An 18,109-nucleotide genomic window follows, 5' to 3' on the forward strand; every position below is an offset into this window, starting at 1 on the left:
AAATGGCTGAGGAAGTAACAAAGTTTATTGTGTTTAAATTAAATAATCAATCCTTTGGTGTTGCAGTGCAGCAGGTTATTTCTATTGAAAGATTGCAGGAAGTTACAGCGGTTCCGCGTTCTTCGAAGTTTATTAAAGGCGTTACCGAATTGCGTGGTGAAACAACCCCAGTTATTGATTTAAAAGAACGACTAATGCTTACTGAGTCGGCAACAACAAATGATACCCGTATTTTAGTTGTTTCTGTTGAGAATATGCAAATCGGATTAATTGTTGATGCTGCGACAGAAGTAAAAGATATTGAACAAAATCAGATTCAGGCAGCACCAAAACTGGTTGCTGGGATTCATGAAACGTTTTTAAAGGGTGTTGCGAAGGTTGATAATCACCTGCTCATATTACTTGATCTCGAGCGTATAGTTGATTTGAATGAATCCAATGAGCTGCGGGAAGCGATAATGAGAGAAAGCTAAATATAAGTAAGAGGACTGCGTTCAGTTTGAATGCAGTCCTCTTTAACTTTAGAAGAATAATAGATCTAGTAATAAAACGATACCCAATCCGACAATAGATGTAGTGAATAGTAATAATCCCCATGTTTTGAATGTATCTTTAATGGATAGGTTGAAGTACTCTTTAAATAGCCAGAAGGAGGCATCATTCACATGTGTAATTGTGTTACTGCCAGCTGCTGTTGCCAATACCATTAAAACAGGGTTTACATCAAAGGTTGTAATCAAAGGCCCTACAATACCAGCAGCCGTAATTGCGGATACAACACCAGTACCCGTTGCGATACGAATTAATGCTGTAATAAACCACGCCATAATTAATGGTGAGACAACCGTGTTTTCCATCATCCCAGCAATGTAATCGCCTACACCTGAATCAAGAATGATTTCTTTAAAAGCCCCACCAGCACCAACAATAAAGATAATCATAGCAATGCCCTTAATAGCACCAGAGAAGGAATCCATTACTTCATTCATTGTACGTCCTCTGCGCAGACCAAATACATAGACCGCAATTAATACAGCAAGCAGCAGACTTGTTTCCGCACTGCCTAGGAAGTTGATTAGATCATGAAAAAAAGTACCTTCATCAATAAACATATTTATAATTGTTGCTGCGGAAATCATAATTGCAGGAATTAATGGAATGATAACACTTGTAGCAAACCCTGGCATTTCATCATCAGTAAATTCCTTAGGTTTTTCCAATAGTGGTGGAACAGGACGATCCAGATTTTTCATTAGTCTTGGTAGAATAATCCCGGCAGCAATAACTGCTGGAATAAACACCACAATTCCAAGCATGTAGACCATTCCCATATCCGCACCATAAGCTTCAACCAATGCTGTTGGTCCTGGTTGTGGTGGGAATAGACTATGAGATAAAGTTGTAGCCGCTACCATTGTAATCCCAAGTTTCATATATGGTACCTTGGCTTCAATTGCAATGCTGATTACGAGAGGGGCAAGTATAATAAATGCAACCTCATAGAATACGGATATACCAAAGATAGCACCAACAATAATGAGAGCCCATTGAACATTTTTTACGCCAAATTTATTTAATAGAGTGGAAGCAATACGTTGTGCAGCACCTGAATCAACCATTAATTTCCCAAGTACAGCACCAAACCCAATGATTAATGCTAAACTTCCAAGCGTACTTCCTAAACCGGCTTTAATCGTATCAATAATTGCGGTAAGCTGCATACCATTTAAAAGTCCAACTAATATTGCTGATATGATTAGAGCTAGTACACTATTAAGCTTCACTTTCATATTTAAAAACAAGAGTAAAGCAACACCGAGTACAAGTGAGATAATCGGCATATTATTCATAATCCAATCCATGCTATTTCCTCCTAAAATTAAGTTTATTAATCCGCTTACAATAAAAAAATCGAAATAGGGAAGTACTATTCTTCCAAAATGTAGCGCTATCATTAATTTGTTTGCTAAACCAACTAATGAATTTATAGTATAAAACTTTCTTTTAATAGTCAATGGAGTGGAAAGAAGAAGTATAGTTCAGAATTCATAGAATAAGGAGGGCGGATATTATTAGACCTTTTGTATCTAGTGAGAAAAGGCTTATTACATGTAATAAGCCTTTATTTGCTATTCATCATCATTTTCAACTACATGCTTAAGAATTGATAATTTGTTAGTCCAAAATTGTTCATAATAAGCTAACCATTGTTTTATTTCTGTGAGCGGTTCTGGCTGCAATTGATAAATCTTTTCTCTGCCTATCTTTTCACCACTTACCAAACTTGCCTCAGAAAGTACGTGAAGGTGTTTAGCAATAGCTGTTCGACTAACGGGAAATTGAGATGCTATTTCAGAGATAGCTCGTTTTTTGGTCGAGAGCAAACGAAGAATTTCTCTTCTGGTTGGATCAGAAATGGCTTGGAATACATCATATTTTAGTGCTGCCACTTATGCTTCAGTAACCTTTCGAAGTTTGTTATGAATAATATTCGACCAGCCATTACTCATCCTTTCATGAATGATAGAGCTTTTCTCGTTTGCTTTTTGAATAACGGTATCCTCTGTTTTCCAGCCACTATGTATAAGCGTAAATTCCGTTTTTTTACCTAAGTCTTTTAATAGAAAGGAAATAATCCAACCTTCTGTATCCCATGAAAATATTATTTTGTTTGGCTCATCTATTTCCAGTACTTTACATGGGGATGGACCAAATGGGGATTGTAAGTGGAATTCCTGTCCAACAATTGGTTCAAAATCATTCGGCATAAACCATGATGCAATACCTTCTGATGTAGATACAGTATCCCATACTTTTTGTATCGTTGCATTTACAATAACAGTTTGTTTAATATCTTGTAAGTTTTCTATTTTAACTGCTCCTTCCATATAACACCTTTTCGTTTCGTAATTACTATATAACACCAATCGGTTTCATGTCAAGGCTTCTTAAGTAGATCTTTTGCACCGTCTTCACCGTGTATTTCCTAGGAAATACTGTAAATACCATACATATTAATCAGAAATATAATTTTTAATTTTTGCATAAATTGTGCTATAGTAAGAGTTAAAACCATTAGCATAATTAAGTACATAGGAAGTGTAGTGTAATGAATACACAAAAATATCATATAAAAGATTACTATTTTTGGAAAATATCTTTAAGCTTAGCATTTGCATCCTTTTTTGTTTTTGCGAGCATGTACATTGTACAGCCGCTTTTACCGTTGTATGTTAGGGAATTCAAAGTATCTGTATCAGAAGCGACGTTAACCTTATCAGCGACGATTGTAGGTTTGATTATTGGTTTAATCATTCTTGGTTTTTTCTCCGATCGAATTGGGAGAGTAGCTATTATTAAATATTCTTTAATCGGATCGGTTATCCCATTTCTATTAATTCCTATGTTGGATTCGTTTTACCTTTTTGTGTTATTACGGTTTATTCAAGGTTTTGCGCTAGCTGGATTACCTGCTGCATCTCTTGCTTATTTAAACGAGGAGATAGACCGTTCCAGTGTCGGAATTGCAACGGCGTTGTACATCGCTAGCAATGCACTTGGCGGGATGGCTGGGAGAGTTTTGGCTGGCTATCTAACAGATATATATGCCTGGGAAACTGTATTCTATATTTTTGCAGGCGGTGGATTACTAATTGTAGGACTTGTTTTTATTTTTTTGCCAAAGTCTCGATTCTTTAAAGCGAGCAATCTATCATTTCGTAAAGACTTGGAAGGGATGATTTTTCATTTAAAAAATCCAACTATTATTATGATTATTGGAATGGGGGCTGTACTCCAGCTTTCGTTTACATCTATATGGACCTATTTGCCGTTTCATCTGGAAGCAGAGCCGTTTTCACTCTCGACAAAAGCAATTTCTTACACCTTTTTTGCCTATGGATTTGGAGTAATAGGAGCTCCGATTGCGGGCTGGCTAGCGGGTGGGATGGGGCTTAAGGTCGTACGTATCATAGGAATCCTTGTCCTATCGACTGGTATTTTAATGACATTCAGTTTATCCTTGCCAATAATCATAATTGGCTTATGCGTATCCTGTTTAGGTTTTTTTACCGCACATTCATTGACGGCAACCTTTGTCGCAGAGGAGGCTGCACATCATAAAGGTGGAGCATCGAGCCTGTATTTAGTGGCATATTATGTTGGTGTTACGCTTGGAAGTTCTGCAGTCGGACCAATCTGGAATATAGCAGGGTGGAATGCAATTGTGGGGATAGCAGGAATACTACCGGTAGCTTATTTAGTTTTAGTAATAGTCGTACAGAAAAACGTGCGATAAGCCTAGTTGCATGCAAATCGATAATAGAAATAAAACGAGAGATGGTACAAATCCATCTCTTTTTTCAGTAGAAAACTATAAAATTTGAATGCTGTGGATAACTTAGTTACCTAAACGGCTACGTCCAGCTCCAGCGCCCAGCGACTAGCGAGACTTCCCTCACCTCCGTACGATAAGTCAACATCGACTCCCTGCGGTCGCCGTGTTTCCTTTATCTCCTACGGCTCAGTCCAGTCCGTACGTCGCTAACCGGGCGCTTGCGCTTTTGTTCGTAGAAAACTATTTATCACGCTGAGCTGGTTATTAAATGATCACCTTTTTTATTATTAGGATGCGATACAAGAATTAGATATGTTAATCGAATATTTATTAAATTTATCGTATAATAGATTTAAATGTAAAGAGGGAGTTGCAGTAATAGAATGAAATTATTATTGACTGGATTTGAACCTTTTCTAAATAACGCAATCAATCCAACAGAAATGATTGTTAATGAACTGCATGGTCAAAGAATAAACGATTATCAAATTATCGGTGAAGTTTTACCAGTTGAATTTAATAAATCAGGTAAGCAATTCATTGAATTGTTGAAGAAGCATAAGCCTGACGCTGTCATTTCACTTGGTTTAGCAGCAGGGCGTAATCAGATTACGCCCGAGCGAATTGCGATTAATTGTAATGATGGCCCAGTTGATAATCTCGGATATAAGCCGAATGGAGAGAGAATCTTTGAAAGTGGTCCGGACGGTTATTTTAGTAAGCTCCCAATCCATGAAATAGTAGAATCGTTAAAAAAGCTTGGGTTACCAGCGAAAATCTCGAACACAGCAGGAGCTTACCTATGTAATAATGTCATGTATCATGGTTTGCATTATTTTGAGGAGAATGGTCGAAAAGTGCCTTCTGGCTTTATTCATATACCGGCATCTCATCCGCTAGCGGTTGAAAGAGATATACCAAGCTGGGCTGATGCTGATTTAATTAAAGGAATCCAAATCGCAATTGCTTGTTTATGATAGGAATTCATGTGAATCAATCTATTATTAACAGCTGAGTTTCTCTTGGAAATTCATCTATTTATGATCTGCCTTTTTGATAATTAATTCGTTTAACTTGCTCTGGATGAAATAAACTGCTAGGAAGTATTGATTTGCGTCCTGAAATGGATTAAACTGGTCTAGTTAATCATGAATGAAGGAAGATGATAAATATGCCTAGGTATATTTGGCTGCTAGTGATTGCAACTGTAATCAACGTAACTGGTGGCTCTTTTCTATGGCCTTTAAATACGATATATATGCATAATGAGCTTGGTAAAAGTCTTGCTTTTGCTGGGTTCATTTTAATGTTCAATCAAGGCGCATCCATTGTGGGAAACTTGCTTGGCGGAGCACTTTATGATAAGTATAGTGCGTATAAAACAATTCTTGCAGGAACATTTCTAGCAATGATTGCTTCCGTTATTCTAGCGTTTAATCATGGTATCGTGGCTTACTCCATTTTATTAATTATTATTGGGTTTGGAAATGGTATCACTTGGCCAATTATGTTTGCGATGGCTGGTTCCCTATGGCCAGACGGTGGCCGTCGAGCATTTAATGCCGTATATGTTGCCCAGAATTTAGGTGTAGCACTTGGAGCATCACTTGGGGGCTATGTGGCAAGCTTTTCATTTGATTATATTTTTATTGCAAATGCGCTTGTGTTTATTCTCTTTTTCCTGTTAGTACTGTTTACGTTCAAAGGAATGGATCAGTCAAAAGATCGTCAAATGCATACGTCAGTCCTTGAGCAGCGGGCAAAAATTCACAATAAAACTGCTTTTATTTCATTACTAATTTTATGTAGTGGATTCTTGGTTGTATGGATTGCATATAGTCAATGGCAGTCAACAATTGCTTCCCATACACAATCGATTGGCATCCCGCTTGAACAATATAGTTCTCTATGGGCAATAAATGGTTTTCTTATCGTTCTGGCGCAACCTCTGGTAAAATGGTTTACAGATAGAATAACTTCACCAAAACAGCATATTCATATTGGAACCTGTATCTTGATAATTTCCTTCACGATTGCCATGTTTGCTGAGAATTTTACAATGTTCGCTGTTGCAATGGTCATCTTAACAATAGGTGAGGTCCTTGTGTGGCCAGCCATTCCAACACTTGCAAACAAGCTTTCTCCAAAAGGACGTAGTGGATTTTATCAAGGAATCGTTAATAGTATTGCGGCATTAGGAAGAATGATTGGACCTGTTCTTGGTGGATTTATAGTTGATTTCTACAATATTCAATTATTATTTATCATTGTAATTGTATTACTGTTTATTCCTTTTATTACAACGAAATTTTTTGAAAAGGATAATCAGATGAAAAGACAAACCATGTAAAGAAAAGGAGCATTTAAATGACAGTAGAAAAGAAAGCTATTCAGTTAATTGCACTAGATATGGATGGGACATTATTAACAAGTGATCACGAAGTATCTCATCGTACACAAATGGCGATAAAGCAGGCTTTGGAAAAAGGGATTCATGTAGTCCTAAGTACAGGGCGTGGGATTCATACGTGCTACCCATACGCAGAACAGCTGCAGCTTCAATCTTATTTAATAACTGCAAATGGTGGACAAATATGGACAGTAGAAAAAGAACTATTGGATCAGCATCTTTTGGATGCGGCGTTAATCGAGAAAATGTATAATCTTGGTACACAAGTCGGGGTAGAGATGTGGATGATCTCTACAAGCGGTGTATTTCGAGAAGAAACTCCAGGTAATTTCAATGACTATGAATGGTTGAAGTTTGGCTGCCAATCTGAAGAAAAACAGAAATTAGATATTATGATTTCGGAGCTTTCCAAGTATGAGGAGCTGGAGTTAACGAATTCCCTGCCAATAAATGTGGAGGTCAATCCGAAAGGTGTAAGTAAAGCGAGAGCACTACAATTCCTTTGTAATAAGATCGGTATAACGATGGATGAAGTAATGGCTGTTGGCGATAGTCTAAACGACATCAAGATGATTCAAGAAGCCGGTATTGGTGTTGCAATGGGAAATGCACAAGAAGCGATTAAAAAAGTAGCAAATCACGAGACAGATACGAATAATAATGATGGTGTTGCTAAAGCGATTGAGAAATTTGCGTTATCAAAATAAGCTAATGAAAGTGAGCTGCAAGATGAAATGCAGCTCACTTTTTTCAATCTCTGTGATAGTGAGTTATTTTAAATACCTGCAATCCAATACATCAATACTGATACGAGCACAGATGTGATTAACATTGCATAGAACGGACGAAGTGCTTTACTTTTCACATCCTTTAAGCTGACGTTTAGCCCCAATCCAACCATTGCGGAGGTTAAGATGAAGGTCGTAGCAATACTAATACCATTCATAACACTGTCTGTTACTGGAATCGCATTTCCAAGAACATAGCTTCCAATAATACTCATTGCGATAAAGCCTAATAAAAACATAGGGAATTTAACTTTTGCATGATCAACCCCGGCTTGTGATTTACGGCTCCTTATCCAAAGAATCATGACAAAGCATAACGGTACTAATAAGAATACACGCCCAAGCTTAGCTAAAAGCGCCATAGCGAGTGCTTCTTCACCTGCAGGATCTGCAGCCAATGCTACGTGTGCTAGCTCATGTAAGCTTAGACCAGACCAAATGCCGTATTGCACATCAGAGATTGGAAGAATCGGCAACAATAAAGCGTAAATAATGGAGAAAACAGTACCGACTAATGCGATAATCCCGACGCTGATTGCTGTATCCTCTGCTTTGGCCTTTACAATAGGTGCTACTGCCGCAATTGCAGCTGCACCACAAATTCCAGTTCCAACACCGAGTAACAGTGCAATCTGAGTGTTCCCTTTAAATAATTTTGCCAAATACACAGTGACTAAAATAGCGAAGACAATGGTTATTGCTCCTTTTACAAGAAGACCAATTCCATCCTGGAAAATTACATCGATATTCAATTTTAATCCATATAAAATAATTGCTAAACGTAATAAATATTTTGATGAAAACTCAATACCCTTTCGAAAAAATTCCGGATAACCAAAAGCTTGACGATAAACGATTGCCAAAAGGATTGCACAAGCTAATGGACCAACTCGGTTTAAACCGGGAATTAAGGATAGTAAATAGCCAGCCAAAGCAAAAATAAATGTAAATCCAATACCTAACAGAAGACTTTTCCAATGATTGGATTTGTTCGTTAATGTACTCATTCTCATTCCTCATTTCATTATTCTATACACAATTATAGATCCAGTTGTATAATAAGGAAAATAAATTATTAGAATAATAATAATAAGCAAACCTTATTATTAAACTTTCCTAAGGGTTAATAGAGTCGGTCAGAATATCTTTCATTCGTAATGAGAATAATGGTTCTTTAGCCTAGCATTGATTCATACTATTGAAAGAGGTGGATATTTTAGTGGATCAGCATTTGATTGTTTTTAAGGAAGTAGCACAGCGGAAAAACTTTTCAAGAGCTGCCAAGGAATTACACATGTCACAACCGGCAGTCAGTCAATATATTGCAGCTTTAGAAAAAGAGCTTGGTGTTCGACTACTAGAAAGAAGTAATAAATTTGTAGAACTGAATAGAGCTGGAGAAATTGTTTATCAATATGCCCAGAAAATTTTACGTAACTATGATCAGATGCGAATTCTTGTTTCTGATTTAGAAAATGAACCAAGCGGTCAATTGAAAATTGGAGCCAGCTACACAATTGGCGAGTATGTTCTTCCGAGGTTTTTAGCTAAATTGCAAGAAGAATTTCCTAATATCATTCCAACTGTAACAATAGGGAATACAGAAGACATTGGAGCAAAACTTGTACAGCATGAAATCGATATTGGATTAGTTGAGGGAAATTTTACACATCATCAGGTTTCCACCCGGCAATTTGCGACAGATGAAATGTATATAATTGCTGGGACAGGCCAATCCTTTAAAGAGGAAGCATGTATTTCTATAAAAGATTTAGAAAATGAAACATGGATTATTCGCGAGGAAGGTTCTGGAACGAGAAAAATGCTTGAGGATTTTTTTCAACGAAGTAATTTAGAGCCAAAAAGGATTTTAACATTTGGAAGCACACAAACGATCAAAGAAGGGGTTGAATCCGGCCTTGGGATAAGCTTGCTTTCCAATCTAACATTTAAAAAGGAACAAAAGCTTAAAAAAATCCAGAGAATCTTTGTTGAGGGTACACCAATAAAGCGAAAGTTCTCTATCATTAAAAATTACCATGAGTTCCAGCCAAAAGCACTGCAGGTATTTGAAAACCTGGTAAAGCAAGAAGCATAGTTGATTCATTTCAGATACCCTTACATTGATGCTGAAAAAGGAGTATAATAAGTAGTGTAGAAGGAAAGGGGATGCTATCATGTCATTTTCTCGCGGACCAAGAGAACCGGTTCCAGAGGTGGAAACAAACGTATGGTCATGTACTAGTGATGACTGTCAAGGCTGGATGAGAGAGTCATTCAGTTTTGCTGAAGAACCAACATGTCCATTATGTAACTCAACAATGGACCGGGAAGTTCGAGTAATACCGGAAATGAAGTAGGAAATAGTATCTCAGGCAGTTGTATAAGTTTCAGCATAGAAAATCCCAGTCAGGTTGATTGGGTTTTTCTTTTAACTATGTATTCAATTATGGGAAGTAGGTACAGCACATCTATGTATGTGCCATGAAATTTTCACTTGTATAATTCTATAATTTCGTGTAAAATTAATTAACTGAAAATTTAGATTGACAGGTTTATAAAACTAGGAGGTGGAAACTATGGTAACTGTTAAAATGCTAAAGCCGTATTACATTAAAACAGAAGAGGAATACGTCCGAGTTATACTTGCATATCAATATTTTTCGGTAGTGATTAATAAAAAAGTTTATCAATTTATTCCTGTAGAAGCTAATGAGATTCGAATTAACCGTAAAACGAAAAAAGTGGAGAATCTAGATGCGGTTTTTGCTTTTCAAAACGGAAAAGACGTTGTAAATGTAACAATGTCCAAGCTCATCTCCATTCCTGATTTCCTTCAGCAGCTACATTCTATCGCAGAAACGTATTACCAAAACGATGACGCTAACATAATTAAAACAGAGCAAGAAAAAATGACCCTTCTTTTTATTCGTGAAATGGAAAGAGAAAATGTTAAAAAATTAATCGACATTGCTTTAGATAAATATGATGAAGATGCATTTTATAAACTGACAAAGCTCTTATAAATCGATTTAAAGTAAGCGCTTACTGTAATGAACTAATTCTAAATAGGTTATTCTCTTACAAAAAAATCTACTTCTCACATATTGAGAAGTAGATTTTTGGTGGTTGAAAGGTTCAATACGAATAGCTTTATTTAATTGCCTTAAATGCATCTGTAACCTTTTTCGTAGCGAGACCACTTTCTTTATCTTGTACCTGTTCAACCATCATTGCAATAATCATATCTTGATCATCTGTAGGGTAGCCAACAAACCAACCATTTTCATCACCAGATGAATCATTCGTTAATTTCAACTCAGCAGTACCGGTTTTCCCCGAAATCGGAAAATCTGCATCCTGTGCGTTTCGAGCAGTACCATCTGTAACAACTTTTCTTAGTGCATCCTTTATCGCATTTGCATGTTCAGAAGTAACTAACTCATCTTTCCACACTTGTCCAGTTTCTTCACTTGTAAGCAAGGTTGGTTTCACCATTTTTCCATCATTTAAGAATGGTGCATACGTCATTGCTAAATGAAGGACATTCATTTCCAGCTCACCTTGTCCATAACTAGCGTTTGCTAGCAAGACTTCATCATCTAATTTGCCGCTTGATGAAATAGTTGATGCGGTTATTGGGTATTCAAAAGGGAAGTCCTCTTCAAAGCCAAAGTCTTTTAATCCAGTTGTGTATGCTTCGGCACCCATTTCAACTGCTTTTTTCGCAAAAAAGATATTATCGGAGCGTATTAATGCATCGGCAAGATCAACAGGACCGTTAGAAGTAGAAACTCGACGAACTTCATAATCTCCCCAGCCTTCTCCATTACTCCATGTTAGGCCGTTAATCTCTATACCTTCACCAAGCACAATGGAACCATTTGACAATCCAATTGATCCTGTAATTGGTTTAATTACAGAACCAGGTGCGAAGGTAGCGGAAAATCTGTTGAGTACAGGGTTTCGTTCGTCTTCCTCTAATTCGCCCCAAAGGTTACCAGATGTACCATATAAAACTTCATTCGGATCGAAGGAAGGACTGCTTACAAGCGCTAACGTTTCGCCAGTCTTTGGATCAACTGCAGCAGCTGTACCAGCATCTTCTTCAAACGTATTGAATATTTTTTCTTGTATATTAATGTCAATGGTCGTCGTAATAGTCTTTCCATCTTCAACAGGAATCTCAGCAAGAACAATATCCTCTTCATTCTCATTTGCAATAAGAATACTTACACCTTTTTTTCCTTTTAGCTGTTCTTCATAAAGCTGTTCCAACCCACGTGACCCTATTTTGTCGTTTGCACTGTACTGATCAGCGTCAAGTGTTTCTAAATCATCGGATGTTACATTACGGATATAACCGACAAGATGAGTTGCTGCTTCACCTGCAGGATAAACACGACCAGTAATTTCCTGTGATTGGACACCTTCAATGGCTAACAATTCGGACAGAAAAGATTCTTCTGGAAGTACACTTTTTAGTGGGACAAATAAATTATCCTCAACCCATCCCGCGTTCAAAGCCGTATCGATTGTTTCAGTGCTCATTCCTAGAAGATCCGCAACCTTCTGTTTTGACTGTTCAGGATTGTCACCCAGATTGCCTGGAACAATACCAATCTCATAAATCGTATCATTAATCGCTAGTGGCATTTGATTACGGTCAAGAATTTCTCCGCGTTTTGGATTCGTTGTCTGTATACGAATTTGACCATTTTCTTTTAAATCAGGAAAGATAAAGCCAGTTTCCCATTCAATATACCAATTCTTTGAATCTTCATCTTCTGTTTCATCATCTTGCTGAATAAGGGTTGCTTCATGTTCAAAACTAACCGGTCCAGCAAGTGTTTCTAATTGGACAGAAAATGGAATAGTTGCCGTTCCTTCTTCCATAGCTACGTCCAACTGTTCTTCCGTTAATTCCTCAAAACTCACTTCAAGGTCAGATACACCTATATCTTCATAGATAGTTTGTGTGCGTAATACAGACTGTTCTTCAGAGTATGTATTAGCTGCATTTACAGAAAATAAATCATACATTTCATCAAATTTAAGTTCGTTCCAGTGTGTTACATAGTCTTGAAAGCGATCATTCGGTGTTGCTTGATCTTTTTCAGAGCATGCACCTAGAATGAGTAGAAATGCAAATAAAATAATAATTCGTTTCATACCAATTCCCCCAAGTCTTATTTAACTGAAAAGATGTTAGTTAAATAAGTTTATTAGTTTGTCCAGAGAAGAAAAGCCACACTGTTTATTTCAAGATACAGGTGACTTTTCTAGTAATTACGGGTATTGTTATTTTGCTTCCATATGAGCTGTTATGTCTGATGTGATTCGGCTAAACTCTTCATCTGGAACCATATAATACCAAACACCACCAATAGTTTGTCCCGATCCATTTATCTCCATTGTAGTGATGCTTCGTCTAGCACCAGCATAGTCTGTAAATAACGTTTGAATTTTCTTCATATCTAAATCTGTTTGTACATTATCGCCTAAAATGGTAAGAATCTCTCCGACCTTTGTAATGCTGGTAAAACTAGCTGCTTCATTCATTGCTGCAGCAATAACATTACGTTGCCGTTCATTTCTCCCCATATCGCCACGCGGGTCTTCATAACGCATACGAATATAGTCAAGTGCTTCTTCGCCATTCAGGCTAATTTGGCCTTCAGGGAACGTGTGTCCACCACTTGAAAACGCCAAGCTGTTGTTAACTGTAACTCCGCCTAAAGCGTCAATTCCTTGTTGAAATCCTTCCATATTCACTCTCGCATAAACATGAACAGGTAAATTAAAAGCTTCTTCTACTGTTTGAACAGATAAATCAACTCCACCAAATGCATACGCGTGATTGATTTTATCCATACCGCGTCCCGGGATATTTACATATGTATCTCTCGGAATACTAAGCATGATGATTTCATTTGTTTTTGGATTTATGGACATTAGAATCATTGTATCAGAACGACCTTTATCTCCTGAACGTTCATCTACACCTAAAAGTAAAGCATTTAGCGAGTCTTTATTTGAAAAAATCGAATCGATTTGCTTTTGGCGATCCGGATCTTCGTCTCTCGCTAATGGATTATGCATCGTTTCAATCGTTGCCCCCACTTCATTCCATAAATAAAATACAAATCCCCCAATTAGCAAAAATAATCCAACTACGATTCCTACGACCCATCGCAGCCATTTCCGTTTTTTCTTATTTTGTTTTTTGTCAGATCTTGATACCACGTGTATTCTCCTCTTTATTAAAATGTAAAAATTATAGGACTTCTTAATGATGAATGATGTAAAAAAATATCAAATCTTGGATAAATTATAAACGAAATAGTGAATTTAGTCTATGAAAAATGTATGAAGATTTCATAAGTGCTGTATAGATTTTTTTTGGCAGAAAAGAAAGTGATTGCATATTTCTTTCCACATCAGCGCAACTAAGACATTCGCTAAAGGCGTGCGATTGCCTTAGGTTTCTAATAGAAAATTGCAAGTCTACTCATTTATGTCATTAGAAACTGGAAGCGCAGTAATAATATACCGGTCTGGTGCACTACCTATAAATGAAAAAGGGTAGCAGGTTGTTAATGTTAACACTTCCTCATCATGCGGAACAATAATTGTACGATCATCAGCATCCACTATTTTGGTATCTGTAATTTCATAGGAAAATTCTCCATAAGGTAATTGAATTGTTAATATATCACCAATCTCTAGTTCTCCCATTCGACGAAACACTGTATCCCGGTGTCCAGATAATACAATTTGGTCGTTTTGCAGAGGATAGGCAGTCCCTTGATAATGTCCGACACCTTTAGCAAGCTCGTCCTCATGTGTACCTTCAACGATTGGAAGGTCTGCCTCCAATTTTGGAATATGTAGGATACCAACTGTTTCCCCAGTATCTGGCGAGAAATCCTTAGCTAGTTCAGATTGATCTTTGGATGGGGCAGAAATGAAAGATGCTTTATCATCAAGCAAAGCTTGTGCTTCAGCGATGCTTTCTTTTTGCGCCGTTTCCGTTTGATACCATTGAAATCCACCAAAAGCAAGGAATGCAAAACCGATAACAATAATAAACAACGAAATTTTCTTCATAGGACATGCTCCTTATGATTAGGCTTACATTAAGTATAGCCAATTTAAACGATACTTTAAAGGCTAAATTTTTAAACGAATTATCAAAAAAGAGTAGGGTGTTTGAAAGAAAAAAACTGTTGTTCATTATAAAGGTCGTTAAATAATTAAAAAAATTAAAAATGTCAGTATATTTAAGAAAACGGGAGAATTTAAAAGTAAATAGTTCTTTATAACGGATAAATGAACGAATTTGAGTGTTTCTTATTTGAGGAAAATAAATTATACTCCAATTAAATCGTTCGTTATTAAGAATTAAAAACAGCTAATAAAGAACGATAGCGGTTTGTCAGGTTACATATGAAAGGAGGGTTGTTGCTGTATCCAGCTTCGTTCGTTAAATAGTATTCGTTTTAGCAGTAAAAGTAGTAGCTTATGAGCGAACAGCGACAATTGAGTGTTAGCTACGTGGGATATAAAAATTCCCATTTTGCATGTTGCTTAGGTTTCCATTTAGGAATCTTTCACATGCCAAGTTTTTAAGAAATCATTTTATAAAATTAAAGGAGGAATTTTACAATGAGCTTAAAGAAAAAATTAGGTGCAGGGGTAGCAACAGCGGTATTAGGATTAGGATTAATCGGTGGGGGCGTATTTGCTTATTTTAGTGACTCGGAAACTACGAATAATACGTTTGCAGCAGGTACTTTAGATTTATCAGTAGATCCAACTGTAATTATTGATGTAGATAATTTAAAACCTGGAGATATAATGGTTCGTGAATTTGTATTAGGAAATGAAGGATCACTTGATATTTCAACAGTTGATATATCTACAGTAACTAATGTTATTGATGCGAAGGGTGACAATACTGATGATTTTGCTAAACATATTAAAGTACTATTCCTAGAAAATGCGGATAAAACTGGCGATGGCTGGGTTATTGGAGATTATAATGATGTAATTTCTGAAACAACTTTATATGATCTTCAAAATCAGACTCCTGATGGCGTAGAAAACGTCCAAAGTTGGGTGACTCATTTCTTTGGATTGAATGGTGAAGATAGTGGCTTATCAGCTGGTACAAGTGACAATATGTACGTAGCATTCGAATTTGTTGATAATGGTAAAGATCAAAATGAATTCCAAGGCGATGCATTAGAGCTTGAATGGACATTTACAGCTCATCAAACAGAAGGCGAACTTAGATAAGTTGAAACAGGAGGAGAGTATTTCTCCTCCTACATAAGTATCAAATTAAAAATACCATAATCATAAGCTAATCAATAAACCCATGAGAGGAGAATCTTATTGAACATAAAAAAAAGTTTAACCGTCAGCTTCATTACTGCTGCACTAGGTATCAGTTTGGTCACGGGTGGAACATTTGCCTACTTTAAAGATACAGAGGAAACTGCAAATACGTTTGCAGCGGGACTCTTGGACTTAGGGATAAACAAGGAATCCATCATTAAGATAGAAAACATCGTCCCTGGTGACACCATTAATGGAAATTTTGAACTTACAAATGACGGAACAGTAGACATGAAGGAAGTTATCTTGAATTCCTCCTACGAAGTTATTGACAAGGGCGAAAAAAATAATGGAGACGATTTAGGTGATCACATACTTGTAGAATATTTATATCATGTGAATGGAAAAGAGAACGTAGTATTTAAAGAAACGCTTGCGGATTTGACTGATAACCCAAAAACGATTTTAGAAGATTTCACGGTGAAAAGTAATCCTAAAAAATTTACTGTACGATTCAGTTTTGTAGAAAATGACAAGAACCAAAATCATTTTCAACAAGATTCCCTAAAACTGAAATGGGAGTTTGAGGCGATTCAAAGGGATGGGAAACCTAATTTTCAATAAATAATGAATGAAGTAATTGCATGTAGAGGGAGATTGTATTTTCATTCTCCTTCTAAATTAAATTTATACATATTCATTAGCATAAAACGTAAAGTTACATGCTAATGAATATGTATAAAAGGTAGATATTTTGAAAGGCGGAGATAGGTTTGCGAATGAGTCGTTTAAATAAATTTAAACAAAAGAATCAATTGCTATTCCTGCTATTAAAAGTTTCGTTAATTTGGTATGTTCTTCTATTTTCAATTAACTATGTAACTTCCGATACAGCAGCACACTTTACGAATTCGAAAGAAACATCAGGTGATGTAACGATTGGCACTTGGGAAGACCCGGATAGCTATTTACGTTTTACCTCCAAAGGAAATGACAACATAAAAGCTTGTAAGGCCGTAAAAATTTCTACAGATATAAAAAACACTGGACCTGGAGATATGAAAGAAAGCAGTTCTTATCACGTGTATTATATTGAAAATGGAAATCCAGAAAAACACGGAAAGAAACTAAAATTAGGTAAAGGTGAAGGGGTAATCCCTCCGCTTGATAAAGGAAAATCAACCAAACTTAATTTCCAAGCAAGTTCACCTGGAGTCTATGTATTTACGACAAAAGAGATTGCTGGGGATTCTAGTAGTAAAACGATTTGGAGTAAGTGGATAAAGATAAATTGTCCTTCCTCGAAAACGGCTGATAAAGAAGAAAATCCTCTAGATAAAAGTACTGAGAATACAGAAGAAAAAGAGTCAAAACCGCAAACGAATGAAACGAAAGATAATGGTGAGAAGCAAGTTGAATCCGAATCAACTGTAGAGGAAACCGAAAGTACGGAAGAAAAAAAGGAAGATAAAAGTAAAGAAGACAAAGATAAAGAAGAAAAGGTAATTGAAGAAGAAGTCGAAACGGAAGTTGAAGAAGTTAAAGAAGAGGTAAACGCGTCAGTGAAAAGCAAAGAACAAAATCTTAAAGAAGCAGAGAATAAAGAAGAAATAACAAACGAACAGGAAGGTGAGAAAGAATGAAAGCAAGGAAAGTCTTAAAGTGGATAAATCGAATTGTTTCAAATGTTCTTGTGATTTTACTGATTTGTGTAGCAGCTCTTGTACTATCAACTAAGTTGACAGGTGGGGAACCAGAGGTATTTGGCTATCAATTGAAGACGGTGCTTTCTGGGTCAATGGAACCTGATATTCAAACAGGATCAATAATTGCTGTACGTTCTATTACAGAAGAAGAAAAAAGCAATTTCGTAAAAGGCGATGTCATTACGTTTATGGAAGAAGATAATAAACTGATTACGCATAGGATTACAGAGGTAAAAGAAACAGGAAGCGGTGTTCTTTATACGACAAAAGGTGATAATAATAATGCTGTAGATAGCAATCCAGTTTTGGCAGATAATGTTGTAGGTGCATATGAGGGATTCACTATTCCTTACGTTGGATACGTCGGTAGTTTTGCTCAATCACCTAATGGAAGTATTGTATTTATGATCGTTCCGGGAATATTGATGCTAGGCTATTCTGGATTTACGATATGGCGAGCGTTAAGAAAATTAGAAGAAAAAGAGAATGTTGCAGATGCAAAATAGGCATACATGTCAATGATACG

19 protein-coding genes are annotated in these 18,109 nt (G+C 36.5%); 12 read left to right on the forward strand and 7 right to left on the reverse strand.

Translation table 11 applies throughout. The features are described 5' to 3' along the window. Window positions 1-2: 2 nt before the first annotated feature. Window positions 3-473 carry a chemotaxis protein CheW gene (locus tag NYE61_RS20440; protein WP_095311073.1) on the forward strand — a complete coding sequence of 157 codons (471 nt, stop codon included), beginning with the start codon at window positions 3-5 and terminating at the stop codon, window positions 471-473. Between the two features lie 48 nt (window positions 474-521). Here the strand turns inward: NYE61_RS20440 and NYE61_RS20445 are convergent, their stop codons facing one another. The 3 genes from NYE61_RS20445 to NYE61_RS20455 all read right to left on the reverse strand — a co-directional run bounded on the left by NYE61_RS20445 (window position 522) and on the right by NYE61_RS20455 (window position 2,888). Then, on the reverse strand, window positions 522-1,862 hold the full coding sequence (locus tag NYE61_RS20445; RefSeq protein ID WP_095311075.1) for a gluconate:H+ symporter: 1,341 nt from the start codon (window positions 1,860-1,862) through the stop codon (window positions 522-524). Window positions 1,863-2,129: 267 nt separating this feature from the next. Continuing rightward, on the reverse strand, window positions 2,130-2,450 hold the full coding sequence (locus tag NYE61_RS20450) for a metalloregulator ArsR/SmtB family transcription factor (protein WP_095311077.1): 321 nt from the start codon (window positions 2,448-2,450) through the stop codon (window positions 2,130-2,132). After that, window positions 2,451-2,888, reverse strand: coding sequence for an SRPBCC domain-containing protein (locus NYE61_RS20455; RefSeq protein WP_118890438.1), 438 nt, complete (start codon window positions 2,886-2,888; stop codon window positions 2,451-2,453). Window positions 2,889-3,109: 221 nt separating this feature from the next. Between NYE61_RS20455 and NYE61_RS20460 the strand changes: the two genes are divergently transcribed. The 4 genes from NYE61_RS20460 (at window position 3,110) to NYE61_RS20475 (ending at window position 7,453) form a co-directional block, all read left to right on the forward strand. Continuing rightward, entirely contained in the window at window positions 3,110-4,297 is a 1,188-nt protein-coding gene (locus NYE61_RS20460) for an MFS transporter (RefSeq protein ID WP_118890439.1), read from the forward strand. 422 nt (window positions 4,298-4,719) lie between these two features. Next, window positions 4,720-5,313 (forward strand): pyroglutamyl-peptidase I, encoded by a 594-nt coding sequence (locus NYE61_RS20465; protein ID WP_118890440.1) that lies wholly within the window; start codon window positions 4,720-4,722, stop codon window positions 5,311-5,313. Between the two features lie 194 nt (window positions 5,314-5,507). After that, the gene (locus NYE61_RS20470; protein ID WP_118890441.1) at window positions 5,508-6,686 is read left to right on the forward strand and encodes an MFS transporter; all 1,179 of its coding nucleotides are present in this window, start codon (window positions 5,508-5,510) and stop codon (window positions 6,684-6,686) included. 17 nt (window positions 6,687-6,703) lie between these two features. After that, the gene (locus NYE61_RS20475) at window positions 6,704-7,453 is read left to right on the forward strand and encodes a Cof-type HAD-IIB family hydrolase (protein ID WP_118890442.1); all 750 of its coding nucleotides are present in this window, start codon (window positions 6,704-6,706) and stop codon (window positions 7,451-7,453) included. Window positions 7,454-7,521: 68 nt separating this feature from the next. Here NYE61_RS20475 and NYE61_RS20480 read toward each other — a convergent pair whose 3' ends face one another. Beyond that, window positions 7,522-8,541, reverse strand: a complete 1,020-nt coding sequence (locus NYE61_RS20480; protein ID WP_339316524.1) for a putative sulfate exporter family transporter — start codon at window positions 8,539-8,541, stop codon at window positions 7,522-7,524. A 200-nt stretch (window positions 8,542-8,741) separates the two neighbouring features. Here NYE61_RS20480 and NYE61_RS20485 point away from each other — a divergent pair, with 200 nt between their 5' ends. The 3 genes from NYE61_RS20485 (at window position 8,742) to NYE61_RS20495 (ending at window position 10,560) form a co-directional block, all read left to right on the forward strand. Then, window positions 8,742-9,632 (forward strand): LysR family transcriptional regulator, encoded by an 891-nt coding sequence (locus NYE61_RS20485; protein WP_339317534.1) that lies wholly within the window; start codon window positions 8,742-8,744, stop codon window positions 9,630-9,632. A 79-nt stretch (window positions 9,633-9,711) separates the two neighbouring features. After that, window positions 9,712-9,894: a cold-shock protein gene (locus NYE61_RS20490; RefSeq protein ID WP_095311092.1), complete on the forward strand. Its 183-nt coding sequence runs from the start codon at window positions 9,712-9,714 to the stop codon at window positions 9,892-9,894. 219 nt (window positions 9,895-10,113) lie between these two features. Then, window positions 10,114-10,560, forward strand: coding sequence for an IDEAL domain-containing protein (locus NYE61_RS20495; protein ID WP_303448185.1), 447 nt, complete (start codon window positions 10,114-10,116; stop codon window positions 10,558-10,560). A 127-nt stretch (window positions 10,561-10,687) separates the two neighbouring features. Here NYE61_RS20495 and NYE61_RS20500 read toward each other — a convergent pair whose 3' ends face one another. The 3 genes from NYE61_RS20500 to NYE61_RS20510 all read right to left on the reverse strand — a co-directional run bounded on the left by NYE61_RS20500 (window position 10,688) and on the right by NYE61_RS20510 (window position 14,644). Then, entirely contained in the window at window positions 10,688-12,706 is a 2,019-nt protein-coding gene (locus tag NYE61_RS20500) for a penicillin-binding transpeptidase domain-containing protein (protein ID WP_303448184.1), read from the reverse strand. 129 nt (window positions 12,707-12,835) lie between these two features. Then, window positions 12,836-13,780 (reverse strand): LCP family protein, encoded by a 945-nt coding sequence (locus NYE61_RS20505; protein WP_303448183.1) that lies wholly within the window; start codon window positions 13,778-13,780, stop codon window positions 12,836-12,838. Window positions 13,781-14,041: 261 nt separating this feature from the next. Beyond that, complete coding sequence (locus NYE61_RS20510) at window positions 14,042-14,644, reverse strand: class D sortase (protein ID WP_095311100.1); 603 nt, start codon at window positions 14,642-14,644, stop codon at window positions 14,042-14,044. Window positions 14,645-15,202: 558 nt separating this feature from the next. Between NYE61_RS20510 and NYE61_RS20515 the strand changes: the two genes are divergently transcribed. From NYE61_RS20515 to NYE61_RS20530, 4 genes are all read left to right on the forward strand, one after another. Next, window positions 15,203-15,835 (forward strand): TasA family protein, encoded by a 633-nt coding sequence (locus NYE61_RS20515; protein WP_303448182.1) that lies wholly within the window; start codon window positions 15,203-15,205, stop codon window positions 15,833-15,835. 99 nt (window positions 15,836-15,934) lie between these two features. Beyond that, entirely contained in the window at window positions 15,935-16,501 is a 567-nt protein-coding gene (locus tag NYE61_RS20520; RefSeq protein WP_158586316.1) for a TasA family protein, read from the forward strand. A gap of 155 nt (window positions 16,502-16,656) precedes the next feature. Continuing rightward, entirely contained in the window at window positions 16,657-17,520 is an 864-nt protein-coding gene (tapA, locus tag NYE61_RS20525) for an amyloid fiber anchoring/assembly protein TapA (protein WP_303448181.1), read from the forward strand. Further along, window positions 17,517-18,089 (forward strand): signal peptidase I, encoded by a 573-nt coding sequence (locus tag NYE61_RS20530; RefSeq protein ID WP_095311107.1) that lies wholly within the window; start codon window positions 17,517-17,519, stop codon window positions 18,087-18,089. Before tapA ends, NYE61_RS20530 begins: the two co-directional genes overlap by 4 nt. Window positions 18,090-18,109 lie beyond the last annotated feature (20 nt).

It is taken from the genome of Oceanobacillus sp. FSL W7-1304 (assembly GCF_037969805.1).
GTDB lineage: Bacteria > Bacillota > Bacilli > Bacillales > Amphibacillaceae > Oceanobacillus > Oceanobacillus profundus.